This window comes from Paraburkholderia sp. BL6669N2, from assembly GCF_003387275.1.
Taxonomy (GTDB): domain Bacteria; phylum Pseudomonadota; class Gammaproteobacteria; order Burkholderiales; family Burkholderiaceae; genus Paraburkholderia.
Genome location: NZ_QUNA01000002.1, coordinates 1296793 through 1312465, shown reverse-complemented (window position 1 = coordinate 1312465; position 15673 = coordinate 1296793). Strand labels below are relative to the sequence as shown.

13 protein-coding genes are annotated in these 15673 nt (G+C 61.1%); 4 read left to right on the top strand and 9 right to left on the bottom strand.

Annotated elements, in window-relative coordinates; all coding sequences use genetic code 11:
- Positions 1 to 43: 43 nt before the first annotated feature.
- The 8 genes from tssH to B0G80_RS28420 all read right to left on the bottom strand — a co-directional run bounded on the left by tssH (position 44) and on the right by B0G80_RS28420 (position 9691).
- The gene (tssH, locus tag B0G80_RS28455) at positions 44 to 2719 is read right to left on the bottom strand and encodes a type VI secretion system ATPase TssH (RefSeq protein ID WP_116121344.1); all 2676 of its coding nucleotides are present in this window, start codon (positions 2717 to 2719) and stop codon (positions 44 to 46) included.
- 35 nt (positions 2720 to 2754) lie between these two features.
- Positions 2755 to 3849 (bottom strand): type VI secretion system baseplate subunit TssG, encoded by a 1095-nt coding sequence (gene tssG / locus B0G80_RS28450; protein ID WP_116121343.1) that lies wholly within the window; start codon positions 3847 to 3849, stop codon positions 2755 to 2757.
- Positions 3813 to 5651 carry a type VI secretion system baseplate subunit TssF gene (gene tssF, locus B0G80_RS28445; protein WP_116121342.1) on the bottom strand — a complete coding sequence of 613 codons (1839 nt, stop codon included), beginning with the start codon at positions 5649 to 5651 and terminating at the stop codon, positions 3813 to 3815. The genes tssG and tssF overlap by 37 nt, the downstream gene beginning before the upstream one ends.
- 122 nt (positions 5652 to 5773) lie before the next feature.
- Positions 5774 to 6253: a type VI secretion system baseplate subunit TssE gene (gene tssE / locus B0G80_RS28440; protein WP_007176945.1), complete on the bottom strand. Its 480-nt coding sequence runs from the start codon at positions 6251 to 6253 to the stop codon at positions 5774 to 5776.
- Between the two features lie 85 nt (positions 6254 to 6338).
- On the bottom strand, positions 6339 to 6842 hold the full coding sequence (locus B0G80_RS28435) for a type VI secretion system tube protein Hcp (RefSeq protein ID WP_020070381.1): 504 nt from the start codon (positions 6840 to 6842) through the stop codon (positions 6339 to 6341).
- A 75-nt stretch (positions 6843 to 6917) separates the two neighbouring features.
- Positions 6918 to 8408, bottom strand: coding sequence for a type VI secretion system contractile sheath large subunit (gene tssC / locus B0G80_RS28430; RefSeq protein WP_012426790.1), 1491 nt, complete (start codon positions 8406 to 8408; stop codon positions 6918 to 6920).
- Between the two features lie 14 nt (positions 8409 to 8422).
- The gene (tssB, locus tag B0G80_RS28425) at positions 8423 to 8971 is read right to left on the bottom strand and encodes a type VI secretion system contractile sheath small subunit (RefSeq protein ID WP_116121341.1); all 549 of its coding nucleotides are present in this window, start codon (positions 8969 to 8971) and stop codon (positions 8423 to 8425) included.
- A 36-nt stretch (positions 8972 to 9007) separates the two neighbouring features.
- The gene (locus tag B0G80_RS28420; RefSeq protein WP_116121340.1) at positions 9008 to 9691 is read right to left on the bottom strand and encodes a tetratricopeptide repeat protein; all 684 of its coding nucleotides are present in this window, start codon (positions 9689 to 9691) and stop codon (positions 9008 to 9010) included.
- A gap of 361 nt (positions 9692 to 10052) precedes the next feature.
- Here B0G80_RS28420 and tssJ point away from each other — a divergent pair, with 361 nt between their 5' ends.
- From tssJ to B0G80_RS28400, 4 genes are all read left to right on the top strand, one after another.
- Entirely contained in the window at positions 10053 to 10679 is a 627-nt protein-coding gene (tssJ, locus tag B0G80_RS28415; protein ID WP_106280917.1) for a type VI secretion system lipoprotein TssJ, read from the top strand.
- Positions 10680 to 10786: 107 nt separating this feature from the next.
- Positions 10787 to 12133 (top strand): type VI secretion system baseplate subunit TssK, encoded by a 1347-nt coding sequence (tssK, locus tag B0G80_RS28410; protein WP_116121339.1) that lies wholly within the window; start codon positions 10787 to 10789, stop codon positions 12131 to 12133.
- A complete protein-coding gene (gene icmH, locus B0G80_RS28405; RefSeq protein WP_106280691.1) occupies positions 12130 to 12909 on the top strand; it encodes a type IVB secretion system protein IcmH/DotU in 780 nt (259 codons plus the stop codon). The genes tssK and icmH overlap by 4 nt, the downstream gene beginning before the upstream one ends.
- A 377-nt stretch (positions 12910 to 13286) precedes the next feature.
- Positions 13287 to 13766: a DUF2778 domain-containing protein gene (locus tag B0G80_RS28400; protein WP_116121338.1), complete on the top strand. Its 480-nt coding sequence runs from the start codon at positions 13287 to 13289 to the stop codon at positions 13764 to 13766.
- Between the two features lie 353 nt (positions 13767 to 14119).
- On the opposite strand, the gene zwf is transcribed toward B0G80_RS28400, so the two are convergent.
- Positions 14120 to 15601 (bottom strand): glucose-6-phosphate dehydrogenase, encoded by a 1482-nt coding sequence (gene zwf, locus B0G80_RS28390; RefSeq protein ID WP_116121336.1) that lies wholly within the window; start codon positions 15599 to 15601, stop codon positions 14120 to 14122.
- Positions 15602 to 15673 lie beyond the last annotated feature (72 nt).

Genomic DNA, 15673 nt, shown 5'->3' with positions numbered 1-15673 from the left:
AATAAGTATCGGGTACGGCATTAAAACAATTTGGCGCGTCCGCTCACACCACCGTGTAATCGAACTCACCCGCCTCGCTCGCGCGCACCGCAATGCGTTCGATCGCCGCGCCGTTCGCCACACGTTCCAGCACCTGCTGCGCCACTTCGGGCAACAACGTGCCGTTCAGAATGTGATCCACATTGCGCGCGCCGGAATCCACTTCGGTGCAACGTGCAAGCACCGCATCGACCAGCGACTCGTCCCATTCGAACACCGCCTTGTGATTCGACTCGATGCGGCGGCGAATGCGCTCGAGTTTCAACTCGATGATTTCGGCGAGCACGTCGTCGGAAATCGGATAGTACGGCACCACTTTCATGCGTCCGAGAAATGCCGGTTTGAATGCTTTGTATAGCTGCGGACGCAAGGTTTCCGCAAGTTCATCGGCGTCGGGCAGTTCTTCCACGCTCTTGTTCAGGCAGGCCTGCATCACCGCCTGCGAGCCGACGTTCGACGTCAGAATGATCAACGTGTTGCGGAAATCGATCTCGCGGCCTTCGGCATCATCCATCGTGCCTTTGTCGAACACCTGGAAGAACATTTCGAGCACGTCGGGGTGCGCCTTTTCGACTTCGTCGAGCAGCACAACGGAATACGGATTGCGGCGTACCGCTTCGGTCAGCACACCGCCCTCGCCATAACCGACATAGCCCGGCGGCGAACCTTTCAGACCGGACACGCTGTGCGCTTCCTGATACTCGCTCATGTTGATCGTGACCATCTTGCGCTCGCCGCCGTACAGCACGTCGGCCAGCGCCAGCGCGGTTTCGGTCTTGCCGACGCCCGACGGTCCCACGAACATGAACACGCCGCGCGGCTTGTTCGGGTCTTCGAGATTCGCGCTTGCGGTGCGCACGCGCTGCGCAATCGCTTCGAGCGCGTGGTCCTGGCCGATCACACGCGCGGCCAGCAACGGCTGCAGGTTCAGCACGGTCTGGATTTCGTCCTTGACCATGCGGCCGAGCGGAATGCCGGTCCACGCGGCGACGATTTCGGCGACCACATGAGCGTCGACCTGCAACGGCACCATCGGTTGGCCGCCTTGCAACGCGTGCAGTTCGGCGACGCGCGTGGCCAGCGTTTCGCGCGCCTGCTGCGCTTTATCCGCTTGCTCCGGGTCCGCGCTGCTCACACGCGCCGCGTCGATGTCCGCGCGCAAGCCGACAATCTCCGTCACCAAAGCGCGTTCCTTGTCGTAGCGGGCTTCGTCATCGGCGAGATCCTTGAGGTCCTGTTCACGCAGGCCGCGCAATTCGGTGAGCCGTTCATCGTGCAACGCGCCGCTCGCTACCTCGCGTTCCAGCGCGGCGATTTCAGCGTCGATACGTTCGAGGCGCTTTTTCGTATCGTCGATGGCTGCCGGTGTCGAACTGTGCGCAAGCGCGACTTTCGCGCAAGCGGTGTCGAGCACGCTGATCGCTTTATCCGGCAGTTGCCGGCCGCTGATGTAGCGATGCGACAGCCGCACCGCTTCGGTAATCGCATCGTCGAGCACGCGCACGTTGAAGTGCTTTTCCATCAACGCGGCCATGCCGCGCAACATGGCCGCGGCAAGCGACTCGCTCGGCTCCTCGATCTTCACGACCTGAAAACGCCGCGCGAGCGCCGCGTCTTTCTCGAAGTACTTTTTGTATTCGCTCCACGTCGTGGCAGCGACGGTGCGCAATTCGCCGCGCGCCAACGCCGGTTTCAGCAGATTGGCCGCGTCGTTCTGCCCGGCCTGGCCACCGGCGCCGATGATGGTGTGCGCTTCGTCGATAAAGAGAATGATCGGATGCGGACTCTTCTTGACCTCAACGATCACGTTTTTCAGACGGTTTTCAAACTCGCCTTTCACGCTCGCGCCGGCTTGCAGCAGTCCCATGTCGAGCACGTGCAGCGCCACGCCTTTGAGCGGCGCGGGCACGTCGTCGGCGGCGATGCGCAGGGCGAGACCTTCGACCACCGCCGTTTTGCCGACGCCGGCCTCGCCCGTCATGATCGGGTTGTTCTGGCGGCGGCGCATCAGAATGTCGATGGTCTGGCGAATCTCGCCTTCACGGCCGATCACCGGATCGATCTTGCCGTCACGCGCGCGCTGCGTGAGGTTGCTCGTGTAGGTATCGAGCGCCGGCGTTTTAGACGGCGTGCCCGGTGCGGTAGCGGTCGCGACTGGATCGCCCGCGTTGTCTCCCGCGCTCTGCGTCTCGTTGCTGCGCTCGACTTCGCGCGAGCCCGCGGTCAGCTCATCGAACTTGTGCTTCAGGTCGGTTACGCGCACATCGCGCAGCAACGGCGACATGCGCTCGGCGAATTGCGCGAGATCCGGCGCGCTCAGCAGCGCCAGCAACAGGTGTCCTGAACGGATCCGCCCGATCTGCGAATCGAGCGATGCAATCAGCCAAGCCTGTTCGAGCAGTTCGATCAGATGCTTCGAAAACACCGGCGTGCGCGTATTGCCGGTTTTCAAACGCTGCAACTCGCGCTCGAGATCCGCGCGCAACGCATGCGCGTCGATCCTGCTCGCGCGCAGCACCAGCGCGACGTCGCTGGCCGGCTCGTCCAGCAGCGCCAGCAGCAGATGCTCGAGGTCGACCTCGTAGTGACCGCGCGCGAGGCAATTGTTCGCCGCCAGCAAAGCCGCCTGCCGGCAGGTCGGATTCAGTTTGGCGATCAGGGTATTGAGGGACGTGCTCATGTCGTGCGATCCGGGTCCGGGTTCTGTCGTTATAGTCAGTGAATCGCGTGCAATTCGTAGCGGGCATCCGCGCGGTCACGGTCGGCGTCTTTCGTGCACAGGAACGCGTCCCAACCGAGGCGCGCGCCCTTGCTCAACAGGCTCGGCCCGACGGCTTCGCGGCGCAGCACCAGCGACACCTCGTATTCGAGCGTGACGCCGGCCAGCAGCGTGAGCATGCGTTCGAGCGCCACCGCCCGCTCGGCGCCGGGTAAGAACGCTTCGTAATCGGCCCTGTCGAGCGGTCCGATCACGAGCCGCGCGCGCATGTCGCGCTGCCAGACGCGCTCGCCCGCCAACGCGGTCGCGCCGAGCGTCGCGTTGACGCTGCCGAGCAAGGTCAACTGATCGCGCGGCACGTCGTACCATTTGCCGACGAACTGCTCGACGCGCACCCGCACCTTGAAGTACTCCGAGAGCGTGCGCTGCAAATACGCCGCCGATACCGGCCGATGCCGCGCGGCCAATGCGTAGCCGGCAATCGCTTCGTCGAATAGCGCGCCCTTGCCGCTTTGCAGGCTGTTGCGCGTGTCGTCGCCGGCGACACCGGCGAGCGCGAGCAAAAGCGGCAGGTAACGTTCGTCGCGATCCAGTTCATAGTGGAACGGCAGACGGTATTTCTTCCACGCCGCGTAGAACAGCGCCGTCGCGCGATTCGAGAACACATCGAAGAACTCGCGCGCGGCGCGATCGCGCTTGATCTGTTCACGCGCGATGATCTGCTCGGTGTAATGCAGCGGCAGAGCGCCCTGCCCGCCGAGCAAGCCGAAAAAGGCCGGCGTGATATCCACCTTATCGAGCGAGCCGTCCTCGAGCGCTGCCGTGCGCTGCGACTTTTCTTTCAGCGCTGCACCCGCATTGTCAAAAGACTGCGCGCCGTGAATCTCACTCGGCGGGAACGACATCGACAGAGAATTGCGAAAAGCAATCCGCTGCGCGACGACTTCGCCGGGACGTCCCGCGTGAGATGGCGATTGCTGCGCGAACCACTTCTCGAGAATCCGCACCGCCTGAAAAAATTCGAAGCGATGCGGCTCGTCGAGAAGTTGCTCGACTACGCCAGGATCGATTCGCCGCTGCGCGGTTTGCATCGCAGGATCTCCTCGCCGGTGCGCTTCGACACGACGACCAGTTGCACAAAGCTGTTCAGATGCACGTACAGCCCAAAAAACGTGTCGATTACCCGCACGAACGACGCGAGACTCGTGCCGACGAAATGTTCTTCGTCGATCGTCAAACGGATCTCTATACCGCGCACGAAAGTGGCGAACGGCTTGCCTGGCAGCCATTGCACGGCCGCGTGCTGCTCGATGCCGACCAGTCCGTCGATATGCCGCGCGGACACCGCCGTGCGCCGCAAGTCGTAGAGCACGAGCATTTCCTTGAGCGCGGACAGACCGCTACTGGCGAGCGAGACGTGGTTTAACGCCAGATGTGAAATCAATCGCCAATGCGCGGCGCGTCCGCGTTCGAAACGCACGCTTGGCGTAGGCCGGCGCAGCATCGAGATGCTGCCGGTCAGCGAGCCGCCTTCGAGAAACAGATCGCCGCCGTCCAGCCCCACTGCGAGACCAGCAGGCAAATCGCGATTGGTACACGTCAGATCGAGACTCAAGGTATCCGTTTGCGGCGCGGCCGGTTCGAAGTCGATATCGACGATCGAGATTTCAGTCTCGTAGCCGGGGCTTTTCTGCGCGACCCAGTCGTTGCGCCGCGCGAACCAGTAGTGTCCCGCGCGCGCCGCTTCGCCGTGATGCAATGAATAGAACGGCCGGAATTCGATCACCGATTCTTCGTGCGCCTGCTGCCTGACGAGTTTCACCGAATCGATCGAATAGACCTCATAGGCGAACGCGCGGCGTGCTTCGGCGATCACCGGATAAGAAATCGCCTGATGGCTGACACGGATCGGCTCGCCGTGCTGTTCGAACAGATTCACCACCGGTGTGCAGAACAGGCGGAAATGATGCGCGGCCAATGAATCCAGCAGACGCGCCATGTGCGAATCGCTGCGCACTTCCTTCAACACGACATGCAGCGTCAAACGCTGGCAGCGGCCGCTCGCGCGTGTCATCGCCGCCAGGTCGAAGTCGGCGAAATTGAATTTTTCGGGGAACGCGAAGTATTCGGTCAGCAACCGGTATGCCGGATGCGATTTGGCCGGATAGTCGATCAGCGCGTCGTCTTCGTCGAAACCGGCTTGCACGACCGGAGATTCGCGCAGTTGTTTCCACACGCCGCGACGGTCGGCCTCCACGTAGGTGGCCATGCCGTTGACGAACAGACAGTCCGCCAGTGCTGCAATAAACGACTGTTCGCCGTGCAAATGCGTGCGCAGCTTGCCGACTTTCAGCGCCGTGAGGTCGAGTTGCGCCGCTGTCGATTCGAAGGTGATCGATACGATCGCCGTGGCATTGCCGGGCAATACGGTCGCGCTCGGCGCCATCGCCACGGACGTGTACTTCGCTTCGGAAATACGAATCGGCGCCAGCGTCACATCGTAAGCCGTGCGAAAACGGCATTGCATGCCGCGAATGGGCCGTGACTTGAGTTCGGTGCCGCGCTCCATAACAACCGGTTCGGTCAGATGACTCAGCGCGGCGGACGTGCCCAGTTGCGCGATCGAGCACGACGGGAACGGCCGCAGGTAGTGCGGATAGAGCACCTCCAGCAGCGCTTCGGTGAATTCGGGGTAATCGTCGTCGAGTTTCTTGTTGATGCGCGCGCCGAGCAGCGCGAACGACTCGATCATCCGCTCGACGTGCGGGTCTTCGCAGTGTTCGCCGGACATGGCGAGACGCGCCGCGATCTTCGGATAGCGCTCGGCGAAGTCGCGCGAATAGCGCCGCAGAAATGACAACTCGCGCTCGTAATACGGCAGCAATTCTTCCATCGATTTATCCCCGGACCTGACACTTCTCCGCCTGGTTCATCGCAGCCGTTGCGCGTAACGGTTGCGGTAAAGCGGTACTCTCAACACAACTACTCAGAAAAACACCGACAGAAAATTACCCACTACAACTTCGCGCGTGCGCGCGTTACTGAATACTGCAACGTGGACGGCTGCAACATCGCATCGAAACTCACCGGTTCTTCCGCCGGATGAACCACCAGCAGCGCCTGAATCGCAAAGTTCAGCGCATTGGTGGATTGTTCGTTCAGTTCGAGCGTGACCGCCACCTGCTGCAAGCGCGGCTCGTGCCGCGCAATCGCCTGTTGAATCGATTTGCAGATGAACGTGCGGTCGTAATGGCTTGCAAGGCTCAAGCCCGCGAAGTCGTTCAGGCCGTATGTGAGCACCGAGCGCTGACACTCCGGCAGCGCCGCCAGTTCGTGTTCGGTCAGCGCGATGCGCGTATTCAGGATCGCCTCGACGTCGCGCGCGACGGTGCTCTTCAATTCATCCAACGACAATTGCCGCATCGCCGGGGAAGCCGGCAGATGCGGTTCGTCGTCGAACAGCTTGTCGAGAAAGCTGGGTTCGAAGCGTTTCATCAGCGTCCGAAGAAGCGGATCGATGCGCGGCGCACCCGGCGCGCGGCGACTCTTTCGAGCCGCGCGCGCCGCGTGCGCCCGTGCATCAGACCGCGTACGTCTTGTCGTTCTTCGTCAGGCTCCACGCGCCTTGCGCGTTGCCGCCTTGGTTGCCGCCGATCTTCTGCTGCGTGTACTTCCACTGCACGGCAGCGTACTTCAGCGAGAACTGTTCGGTCGGCAGGCCTTCACCCACCACACTCGGCGTCACGCTCGAAATGATCACGTACTTGAGCTTCACTTCCAGGTACTTGATGCGATTGCCTTCGCCGTCCGAACGCATGAAGTCGATCGTGACTTCGTCGAACGTCGTGCCGCCCGACGCGTGTTGATAGATCAGCGGACTGACCACGTCGATGTCTTTCGTGAACTGCATATCGGCGTGTTCGCAGCGCTCGGAGGTGTGACCACCTGCCGTGGAAGCCGTTGCCGAACGCGGTTGCGTGATCGAGTGGCTCCACGAATCAATTTCGATCCAGCCAGCGTGATCCTTATCGGCAGACTCGCCTTTGATCGCCGGATTGCCGAATTTTAAATAGATATCCTTCATAACTCATCGACTCCCCAAAGAGGTGGTTTTAAGCTAACCCGGGCGGCCAGCCCAGGCCAGCTGACTTGCTTTGCTTTATGAATTAGCCGGTTTCGGCAGGTCAGCGACAAGCCGCAAAGAGATCGACAGCTCATCCAGTTGAAAGTGCGGACGCAGGAATGCGACCGAACGATACGCACCAGGCTTGCCCGGAATCTCCGAGACTTGAATCGACGCCTCGCGCAGCGGGAACTGCGCCTTCTGCTCCTGAGTTGCGTTGTCGTCCAGCAGCACGTACTGCGAGATCCAACGGTTCAGGAATACTTCGACGTTCTGTGCCGACGCAAAGCTGCCGATCTTGTCGCGCATCATCGCCTTCAGGTAGTGCGCGACGCGCGATACCGAGAAGATGTACTGCAATTGCGCGGACAGGACCGCGTTGGCATTCGCGCTGTCGGTGCTGTATTTCTTGGGTTTCTGCACCGATTGCGCGGCGAAGAACGCGGCGTAATCAGAGTTCTTGCAATGCACGAGCGGAATGAAACCGAGGTCGCTCAGTTCCTTTTCGCGGCGGTCGGTAATCGCAATTTCGGTCGGGCATTTCAGCGCGACTTCGCCGTCGTCGGTCTTGAAGGTGTGGGTGGGCAGGTCTTCGACCAGGCCGCCGCCTTCCACGCCGCGAATCGCCGCGCACCAGCCGAAGTCGTCGAATGCGGCCGTCAGGCGCGCGGCGAATGCCCACGCCGCGTTACACCACAGGTATTTGCTGTGATCGGTGCCGTCCACGTCTTCGACGAAGTTGAAACCCTCCGCCGTGGCGCCGTCTTTCGGATTGAACGGCAGGCGGCCGAGAAAACGCGGCAGCGTGAGACCGACGTAGCGGGAATCTTCGGCGTCGCGGAACGACTTCCACTTCGCGTATTCGACCGTGTCGAACACCTTGCCGAGATCACGCGGCTTGCCGAGGTCGGCAAAGGTATCGAGGCCCATCAGTTCGGGCGACGCCGACGCGATGAACGGCGCATGCGCGGCCGCGGCAACGTGCGACATCTGTTCGATGAAGTACATGTCTTCCGGCTGACGCGTTACTTCGAAGTCGCCGACGATCGTGCCGAACGGCGAGCCGCCGAAGGTGCCGAATTCTTCTTCGTAGATCTTCTTGAACAACGCGCTCTGATCGAATTCGATCGCGGTCTTGAAGTCGCGCACCAGGTCGCGCTTGGGCGCATGCAACGCCTTGATCTTGACCGTTGCCCCCGTGTTGCTTTCCTTGCACAGATAGTCGAGGCCGCGCCACGTGCTTTCCATGCGCTGGAATTCCGGCGCGTGCATCACCGCGCTCAACTGCGCGGAGATCAGGCGGTCGAGTTCGGCGACGCGCGCGTCGATGGTGGCCGACAGGTTATCGGACACCACCACCGTGCCGTCGAGCACCTGATGCACGAGCTCACCGATCAGGTCTTTCGCGCGCGCGTGCTCGGAATCGGACTTCGCCACGCGGCTTTTCTCGACGATTTCGTCGAGCAGCGTGGATTCCGTACCGCTTTGCGCGGTCGCCAGTTGGGCTGCTGCCGTTTGCTGATTCATCTCACACCCCGTGCTTATTCGCCCTGCTTGTCGTGGTCCGGCGCGCCGCCGTGCTGGTTCGCCGCGTTGCTCTGGTCTTTCGCCAGGGTTTGCAACTGCTGCGTGTTGTTGAGCACTTCGCTCAGCAGGTCTTCGAGTTTGTCGTTGCCGGCCAGCTTGTTGCGCAGATCGGCGAGCTTCGAACGGGCTTCGAGCAGGCGCCGCAGCGGTTCGATTTGCGCGACCACTTCGTCCGGATTGAAGTCTGCCATCGACTTGAAACGCAGGTCGACCGCGAATTTGCCGCCGGCTTCGCTCAGGCGGTTTTCCACCTGAAACGCGGCGCGCGGTTCGATCGCTTTCATCACGTCGTCGAAATTATCGCGGTCGATATTGACGAACTTGCGATCGCGCAGCTTCGGCTGCTCGACTTCGGACTGCCCCGCCAGATCGGCGACCACGCCGACGACGAACGGCAGTTCCTTCACCTCGATCGCATCGCCACGCTCGACCTCATAGGTCAACTGAACGCGGGGCGGCCGCACTTTTTGCAAGCGTTTTTGAATGCTTTCTTTCTTCGCCATCGTCGGCTCCCGGTGCTGATGGATCAGGCGTGTGGATCAGCGCAGCGCGCTGAACGGATCGGACGCGCCACTGCTCTGCGCGGCTTTGGCGGGTGCCGCAGGCGCGGCCGGCGCAGCGGGCGCTGGCGGCGCGGCGACGGGAGTCGTGGCGCCGGGTGTGGCGTCAGGCGTATCCGCTGCAGGCTTGCCCTTGGCGACGTGACGAACCACGCGCTTCTTCTTCGCCACCGGCTTGTCGCTCGGGTCGGGCGGGAACAGCGTGGCTTCGCCGAGCGTGTCGCGCAGCTGCTTGGCAAGCGCTTGCGCGTCCGACTTAGCATCGCCCGCGAGCGACGCGTCCTGACGCAATTCGCCGAGCGATTGAGTGGCGACGCGCAAGCCGGCCACCGCGAGCACGCTCTTGGCCTGACGATCGGTCTGATCGCGTTGCAATGCTTCTTGCGCGGCCACGATTGCCTGGCCGTAATGACCTTGCGTGAACTGGATCTGCGCAATACGCGACCACGGTTCTTCACGCGTCGGATCGGATTTGGAAAGCTGCTGATAAAGCGCGATAGCGCGATCCTGATCGCCGCCCTTTGCGACGGTATCGGCATCCGCGAGTTGCTTATTAAAAGCCTCCGGTGTGGTCGCCGCGTTGTTGCCCTGTGTTGCGCATCCGGCCATCACGCCGCATGCCAACACAACCCCAGATAGTTTTACTAACAGACGCTCATTCATCGTTTTTCACCGACGTGCGAATTTTTTAATTCAAGGAGAAACCGGAGTTTTGCTTTGCTTGAAGTGCGCGGGTATAGTACAGGCCAATTTTCGATAATTCAACTTTCGTGTGAAGAAGGATTGCACAAAAAAATGCATGCGGATCATTTAAACGAAACATGCAGAAATTGTTTCCTGGCGCAATAGCAGCATTGGGGATACCGGAAAAATTTCCACTCGCCGGCTGCCGGCCCGGTAGCGCCGGCAGTTACAAGCGCTTTGCATATCGCGGCATTAAGTGGCATAGCGTGGCTACAAATTTGCCGGATTGAGTTCGTTATTGATGTTTTGACGGGGGACGGCGCCGAGCCGGTCGATGTATATGAATTCGCGTGTTATTCGCTATGCATCGCTTTTGATCGCCAATGCGGCGGTCTGCGCGCTTCTGGGCGGCTGCGCGGCCGGCGTGACGGTGCTCGGAGCCGCTGCCAACGCGGCTTTGCAGGCAAGCGGCCTCGGCAAGCCGGATCTGCCGGACGCCCAGAAACCGCCGCGCAATCTCGGCCTCACCTTATATGCAGCGTCGAATCTGAATGCCGCGAATGACAAACGGCCATTGGCGCTGGTGGTGCGGCTTTACGTACTGAAAGACCCGACTTCATTCCAGCAGGCGCCGTTCGACGCATTTACCGATCCAGCAAAGGAAAAGACCGTATTGGGCGGTGATTTGCTGGGCGTGCGTGAAGTAACGCTGATCCCGGGCCAGCGCTACGTTGTTACCGAAAAAGTCTCGCGTGAAGCGCAGGCATTCGGTATCGTCGCGCTATTCCGTGATCCGGCGATGCAGCGCTGGAAATTCGCCTTCGACCCGGCGAAGTCGGAGAAATCCGGCATAATGATCGGCCTGCATAACTGTGCAATGACGGTGACCAATGGCACGGTGATCCCGCCAGACCAGGGACTGCCCGCGCAAGCGCTAAATATGCTTTCGTCGGTAAGCTGCGGATAAAGATGCCGGTCAAATGCGATTTAACATTTTTAACCAATTAACAATGCGGCGCTCGAATCGGTTATCTCCGGGTGCGCCACACGCAGAACGCATATAACGGGTTTGAGATGAGTTATTCGGCAAAAGTGCTATGGGGGGAAGGCCTGTTTCTGAGGCCGCAGCATTTTCAGCGTCAGGACGCTTATCATGAGGCGCGCCTGTTCGAGTCGATCCAGGCGATCCAGCCGTATAACTGGGGCGTGCGCTCGGCGCGCTTCGATCGCGACGCGCTCGGCAGCAACGTGCTGCGCGTGAGCGAACTCTCGCTGGTGTTTCCCGACGGCGCGCTCTACTCCGCGCCGCAGGCCGACGACCTGCCACCGCCCATCGCGCTGGATACGCTTCCCGACGGCATCAACGAATTCACGTTTTATCTCGCGCTGCATCCGCTGCGCGAAACCGGTGCGAACTATGCGCAGGACAGCAACGCCGGTTTCGTGTCGCGTTACGTCAGCGAACAGACGCCGGTGGCCGATCATTTCACCGACGCCGCCGAAGCCGACATCACCTTCCTGAAGACCAGCGTCAAGCTGATCGCGCATAGCGAGCCACGCGATGAACTGCTCTCGGTGCCGCTCGTGCGGGTACGCCGCACCGCTACGAGCGGGTTCGAAATCGACGACACGTTCGTGCCGCCCTGCCTCGCTATCGACGCCTCGCCGATCCTGCATCAGCGCCTGCGTCAACTGATCGACGCCTTGCAGGCCAAGGTCAATGCGCTATACGGCTTTCACCGCGAGCCGACCAAGAACATCATCGAGTTCCGTTCCGGCGACATCGCGTCGTTCTGGCTGCTGCATACCGCTAGCGCGGCCTTCGCTTCGCTCGCGCATCTGTACCAGCATTCGGCGCTGCATCCCGAACGCCTGTTTCAGGAACTGCTGCGGCTCGCCGGCCAGTTGATGACGTTTTCGAAGGGCTATGCGCTCTCCGATTTGCCGGCGTATCGCCACGACGATCCGGGCCCCGGCTTCGCGCGTCTCGACACGATCCTGCGCGATCTGCTCGAAACCGTGATCTCCACGCGCTACTTCGCGATCGCGCTCGAAGAAGTGCGTCCGTCGTTCCATGCGGGCCGGCTCGACTCGGGCAAGATCGACGACAAGACCATGTTCTACATCGCGGTATCGGCGGATATGCCGACCGCCGAACTCGTGGAAGCCGTGCCCGCGCGCTTCAAGGTCGGCGCGCCGGACGACGTCGACAAGCTGGTGCTCTCGGCCATGCCGGGCGTGCGGCTCGTCTACACACCGCAGGTGCCGCCCGCCATTCCGGTTCGTCCGGGCGCGTGCTACTTCTCGTTCGAATCGCGCGGCGCGCTGTATGACCGTATGTTGCAGGCTCAATCGGCAATGATCTACGCGCCGTCGGGCATCAACGATCTTCAACTCGAACTGATCGCCGTCACATCATGAGCTACGCGCCATCCCTCTTTGGCGGCAGCACGCCTGCCGCCGCGCCCGCCCCGATCACCGAGCCGAGCTATCAGGTCCGCTCGCTGCTCGATCTGCTGTACGACGGTTTCTTCATGTTGTTCCTGTTGAAGAACGGCCGCGAGCCCGGCGACGCGCAGGAGTTCAGCCAGCGCATCCAGCAGTTTCTCGGCGACTTCGAGCGCGGGGCGAAGAAGCTCAATGCGTCGGCCGAAGATGTCTACGCGTCGAAGTTTGCGTTCTGCGCGGCCATCGACGAATCGGTGTTGTCGTCCACCTTCAGGATCCGCACGGAATGGGAGCGCCGGCCGCTGCAACTGGTGCTGTTCGGCGAGCAACTGGCGGGCGAGAAATTTTTCCAGTATCTCGAGGAGTGCCGCGCACAAGGCGCGGCACGCTTGCAGTCGCTGGAGGTGTTTCACATGTGCCTGCTGCTCGGTTATCAGGGCAAGTATCTGCTCGAAGGACCGGAGAAGCTCGCGTATCTGACCGCGCGCATCGGCGACGAAATCGCGCATCTGAAGGGCAAGCGCGCGCAGTTCGCGCCGCATTGGCCGCTGCCCGATCAGGTCGCGCACCGTCTGAAGCGCGAGGTGCCGTTGTGGTCGATCGGCGCGGTGTTCGCGCTGGTGGGATTGTTGGCTTATCTCGGCCTGAATACTTATCTGCGTGATCAGACCTTGCGTTCGCTCGCGCCGTATTCGCAGGTGGTCAAGCTTGGACCGCAATCGGCTACGTTGACGATTTCGTTGCCTTAAGCATCAACGCGTCGATCAATGGAATAAGAGAGCCCGCTCGCGCGGGTTTTTCTTCATCGGTTGAAAATGGACAATGTGGCCGGAATGGGCGTTTGCACCGCTCGCGGCACGCGGCCCTTGCCTCTTCATGCCGCCAGCCCCGTTGGGCCTGCCCCTTCCTCGGGCTAGAAATCCATGTACCGACAGCAACTCACTCCCTCGACGCGGACTATAGGAACTCTGTGACCCATCATCGCGCGGGCTCGCTTTCGTCCTCGACGGCCTTGATATGCGTATCGAATCGGCCTGTGTAAAACAACGTCAAGGATGCGCTCGTTCTGTGTACAGACGTGCAAGAGCAATGCTACAAGGAGGTTCTCCCGACTACGGAAAAAACAATGCCCGTGTTCTGTAGCTTCACTCTCAATCGAAAAGAAACTTCGCGGTTGGTTTGCTCGGGCTTCGGCGAGGTCGAGGCTTACTCAGGGCAGAAGATAGGTCGGGACAATCCTGACGATGTAGCCGATGTGGATGTGGGCCCCATTCCCCCCGGCACGTATTATCTAGTCGACCGGCAATCGGGCGGACGCCTGGGCGGGCTACGAGATTTTATCGCCGAACACGCGGGTAGTACTGACCGGCACACGTGGTTCATGCTCTGGAATCCACACGGCGGCGATATCACAATGACCCACGGCATTCGGCGAGGCCAGTTTCGCCTTCACCCCGAGGGTGAAAGGCGCCTCAGCGAAGGCTGCATCACCGTGAAGAGTCCGGCTGATTTTGAGCGACTCCAACGTTATATCCGCGCGTTCAAACCCACCATGCAGGTGCCCGGAGGTGACATGCAAGCATACGGGCGGGTCGAGGTCCGATGAAACCTGCGCGATTGCTTCAATGGTGCATTGGCTCGCTGGCCGTTTGGTTTGCACTGGGGACAGCTTTCGCCTGGGGATCGCAACAGCTTTCGTTTGAAATACCGCTATGGCTTGCGGACTTCGTGAGATGGCTGCTGCGTTCCCTGTATCCCGATTGGACGCCAGATGCCTACGATATCGAGGCGTGGACTAACTCCCTCCTTATCGTGTCGGGTTATCTCATCGCCGCCGTCGTTGTCGGATTCATAAGCGTATTCGCGTCGAAGCGTCTGTCCAGCAGGCGATAGGCTTCGGCTGCCAACTTTGTGGCTCGCCAGCACTTGCGTGCATTGCCATCCAGCGTTGAAAACCGCTTATTGCGACTCTTCCGCCCACACCGCGTTTTCGCGCGCCATCAGCGCCGTCGAAGCCGCCGGTCCAAACGTGCCCGCCGTATAACCGCGCGGCTTCTCACCCGATTTGCCCCAGCCTTCAAGAATCGGTTCGGCCCACGCCCATGCCGCTTCGAGTTCATCGCGCCGCATGAAATGCGTGAGGCGTCCGCGAATCACATCGATCAGCAAACGCTCATACGCTTCCGCGCGACGCTCGGTGAAGGCCTGCTGCAAATCCAGATTCAGATTCACCGGCAGCATGTGCATGCCGCTGCCTGGCTCCTTCGCCAGCACCTGCAACTGGATCGATTCTTCCGGCTGCAGCTGGATCACCAGACGATTGCCGTAATTGCGCCCGCCCTTCGGAAAAATCGAGAACGGCAGTTCGGCGAATTCGATGACGATCTCCGACACCTTCTTCTGCATCCGCTTGCCGGTGCGCAGGAAAAACGGCACGTGCGCCCAGCGCCAGTTGTTGATATGCGCGCGCAATGCGACGAAGGTTTCGGCGCGACTGCCCGCCGGCACGTTGTCTTCTTCCTGATAGCCCTTCACGGCCTCGCCGTCCACGGCGCCCGCGGTGTACTGGCCGCGCACGGTATCGCGCGCGATGTCCTCGGGGGTCATGGGGCGCAGCGAGCGCAGCACCTTGAGCTTTTCGTCGCGCACCGCGTCCGGGTCGAGCGACACCGGCGGCTCCATCGCAACGATGCACAGCAGTTGCAACAAGTGGTTCTGCACCATGTCGCGCAGCGCGCCGGTTTTATCGTAAAAGCCCGCGCGGCTGCCCACGCCGACCGTTTCCGCCACGGTGATCTGCACGCTCTTGATATACGGCGCCTGCCACAGCGGGCCGAAAATCGGATTGCCGAAGCGCAGTACCATCAGGTTCTGCACGGTTTCCTTGCCGAGGTAGTGGTCGATCCGGTAGATCTGCGCTTCGCTGAAATGCTTGCCGACCGCCGTGTTGATTTCCTGCGCGGAGGCCAGATCGTGACCCAGCGGCTTCTCGAGCACGACGCGCGAGTTGGCGTCGATCAAGCCCGCGGCGGCGAGGTTGTCACAGATGTTCGTGAACAGATCCGGCGACGTCGCGAGATAGAACACGCGGCGCACGCCTTCGCGCGACACTTCTTTCAGGCGCTGATAGTCTTCGACCGAGTCGACGTCCATGCGCACGTATTCGAACAGCGCGAGAAATTTGTCCCAGGCGCCGGCATCGAACGCTTTCTTTTCGATGAAGGGCTTCGCCTTCAGCTCCATGAATTCGTTGATGTACTCCTCACGCGACCAGGGCTTGCGGCCGATCGTGAGAATGCGGGTGTTCGGCGGCAGATTGCAGTGCAGATGCGCCATGTAGAGCGCAGGCAGCAGCTTGCGAAACGACAGATCGCCGGTACCGCCGAAGATGATCATGTCGAGCGGCAGGTCGGGAGTGGCAGAAGCGTGTTGGGTCGTCATAGCGCGGTCGCAGCGTCGTGAGGGATAAGGCGTCGGTGAACGGCAGAAAAAAGCGGGCAGAAAAAAGCAGCG

Coding starts and splice junctions, on each gene's coding strand:
- tssH (WP_116121344.1), bottom strand. CDS start 2,719: ATGAGCACGTCCCTCAATACCCTGATCGCCAAACTGAATCCGACCTGC.
- tssG (WP_116121343.1), bottom strand. CDS start 3,849: ATGCAAACCGCGCAGCGGCGAATCGATCCTGGCGTAGTCGAGCAACTT.
- tssF (WP_116121342.1), bottom strand. CDS start 5,651: ATGGAAGAATTGCTGCCGTATTACGAGCGCGAGTTGTCATTTCTGCGG.
- tssE (WP_007176945.1), bottom strand. CDS start 6,253: ATGAAACGCTTCGAACCCAGCTTTCTCGACAAGCTGTTCGACGACGAA.
- B0G80_RS28435 (WP_020070381.1), bottom strand. CDS start 6,842: ATGAAGGATATCTATTTAAAATTCGGCAATCCGGCGATCAAAGGCGAG.
- tssC (WP_012426790.1), bottom strand. CDS start 8,408: ATGAATCAGCAAACGGCAGCAGCCCAACTGGCGACCGCGCAAAGCGGT.
- tssB (WP_116121341.1), bottom strand. CDS start 8,971: ATGGCGAAGAAAGAAAGCATTCAAAAACGCTTGCAAAAAGTGCGGCCG.
- B0G80_RS28420 (WP_116121340.1), bottom strand. CDS start 9,691: ATGAATGAGCGTCTGTTAGTAAAACTATCTGGGGTTGTGTTGGCATGC.
- tssJ (WP_106280917.1), top strand. CDS start 10,053: ATGAATTCGCGTGTTATTCGCTATGCATCGCTTTTGATCGCCAATGCG.
- tssK (WP_116121339.1), top strand. CDS start 10,787: ATGAGTTATTCGGCAAAAGTGCTATGGGGGGAAGGCCTGTTTCTGAGG.
- icmH (WP_106280691.1), top strand. CDS start 12,130: ATGAGCTACGCGCCATCCCTCTTTGGCGGCAGCACGCCTGCCGCCGCG.
- B0G80_RS28400 (WP_116121338.1), top strand. CDS start 13,287: ATGCCCGTGTTCTGTAGCTTCACTCTCAATCGAAAAGAAACTTCGCGG.
- zwf (WP_116121336.1), bottom strand. CDS start 15,601: ATGACGACCCAACACGCTTCTGCCACTCCCGACCTGCCGCTCGACATG.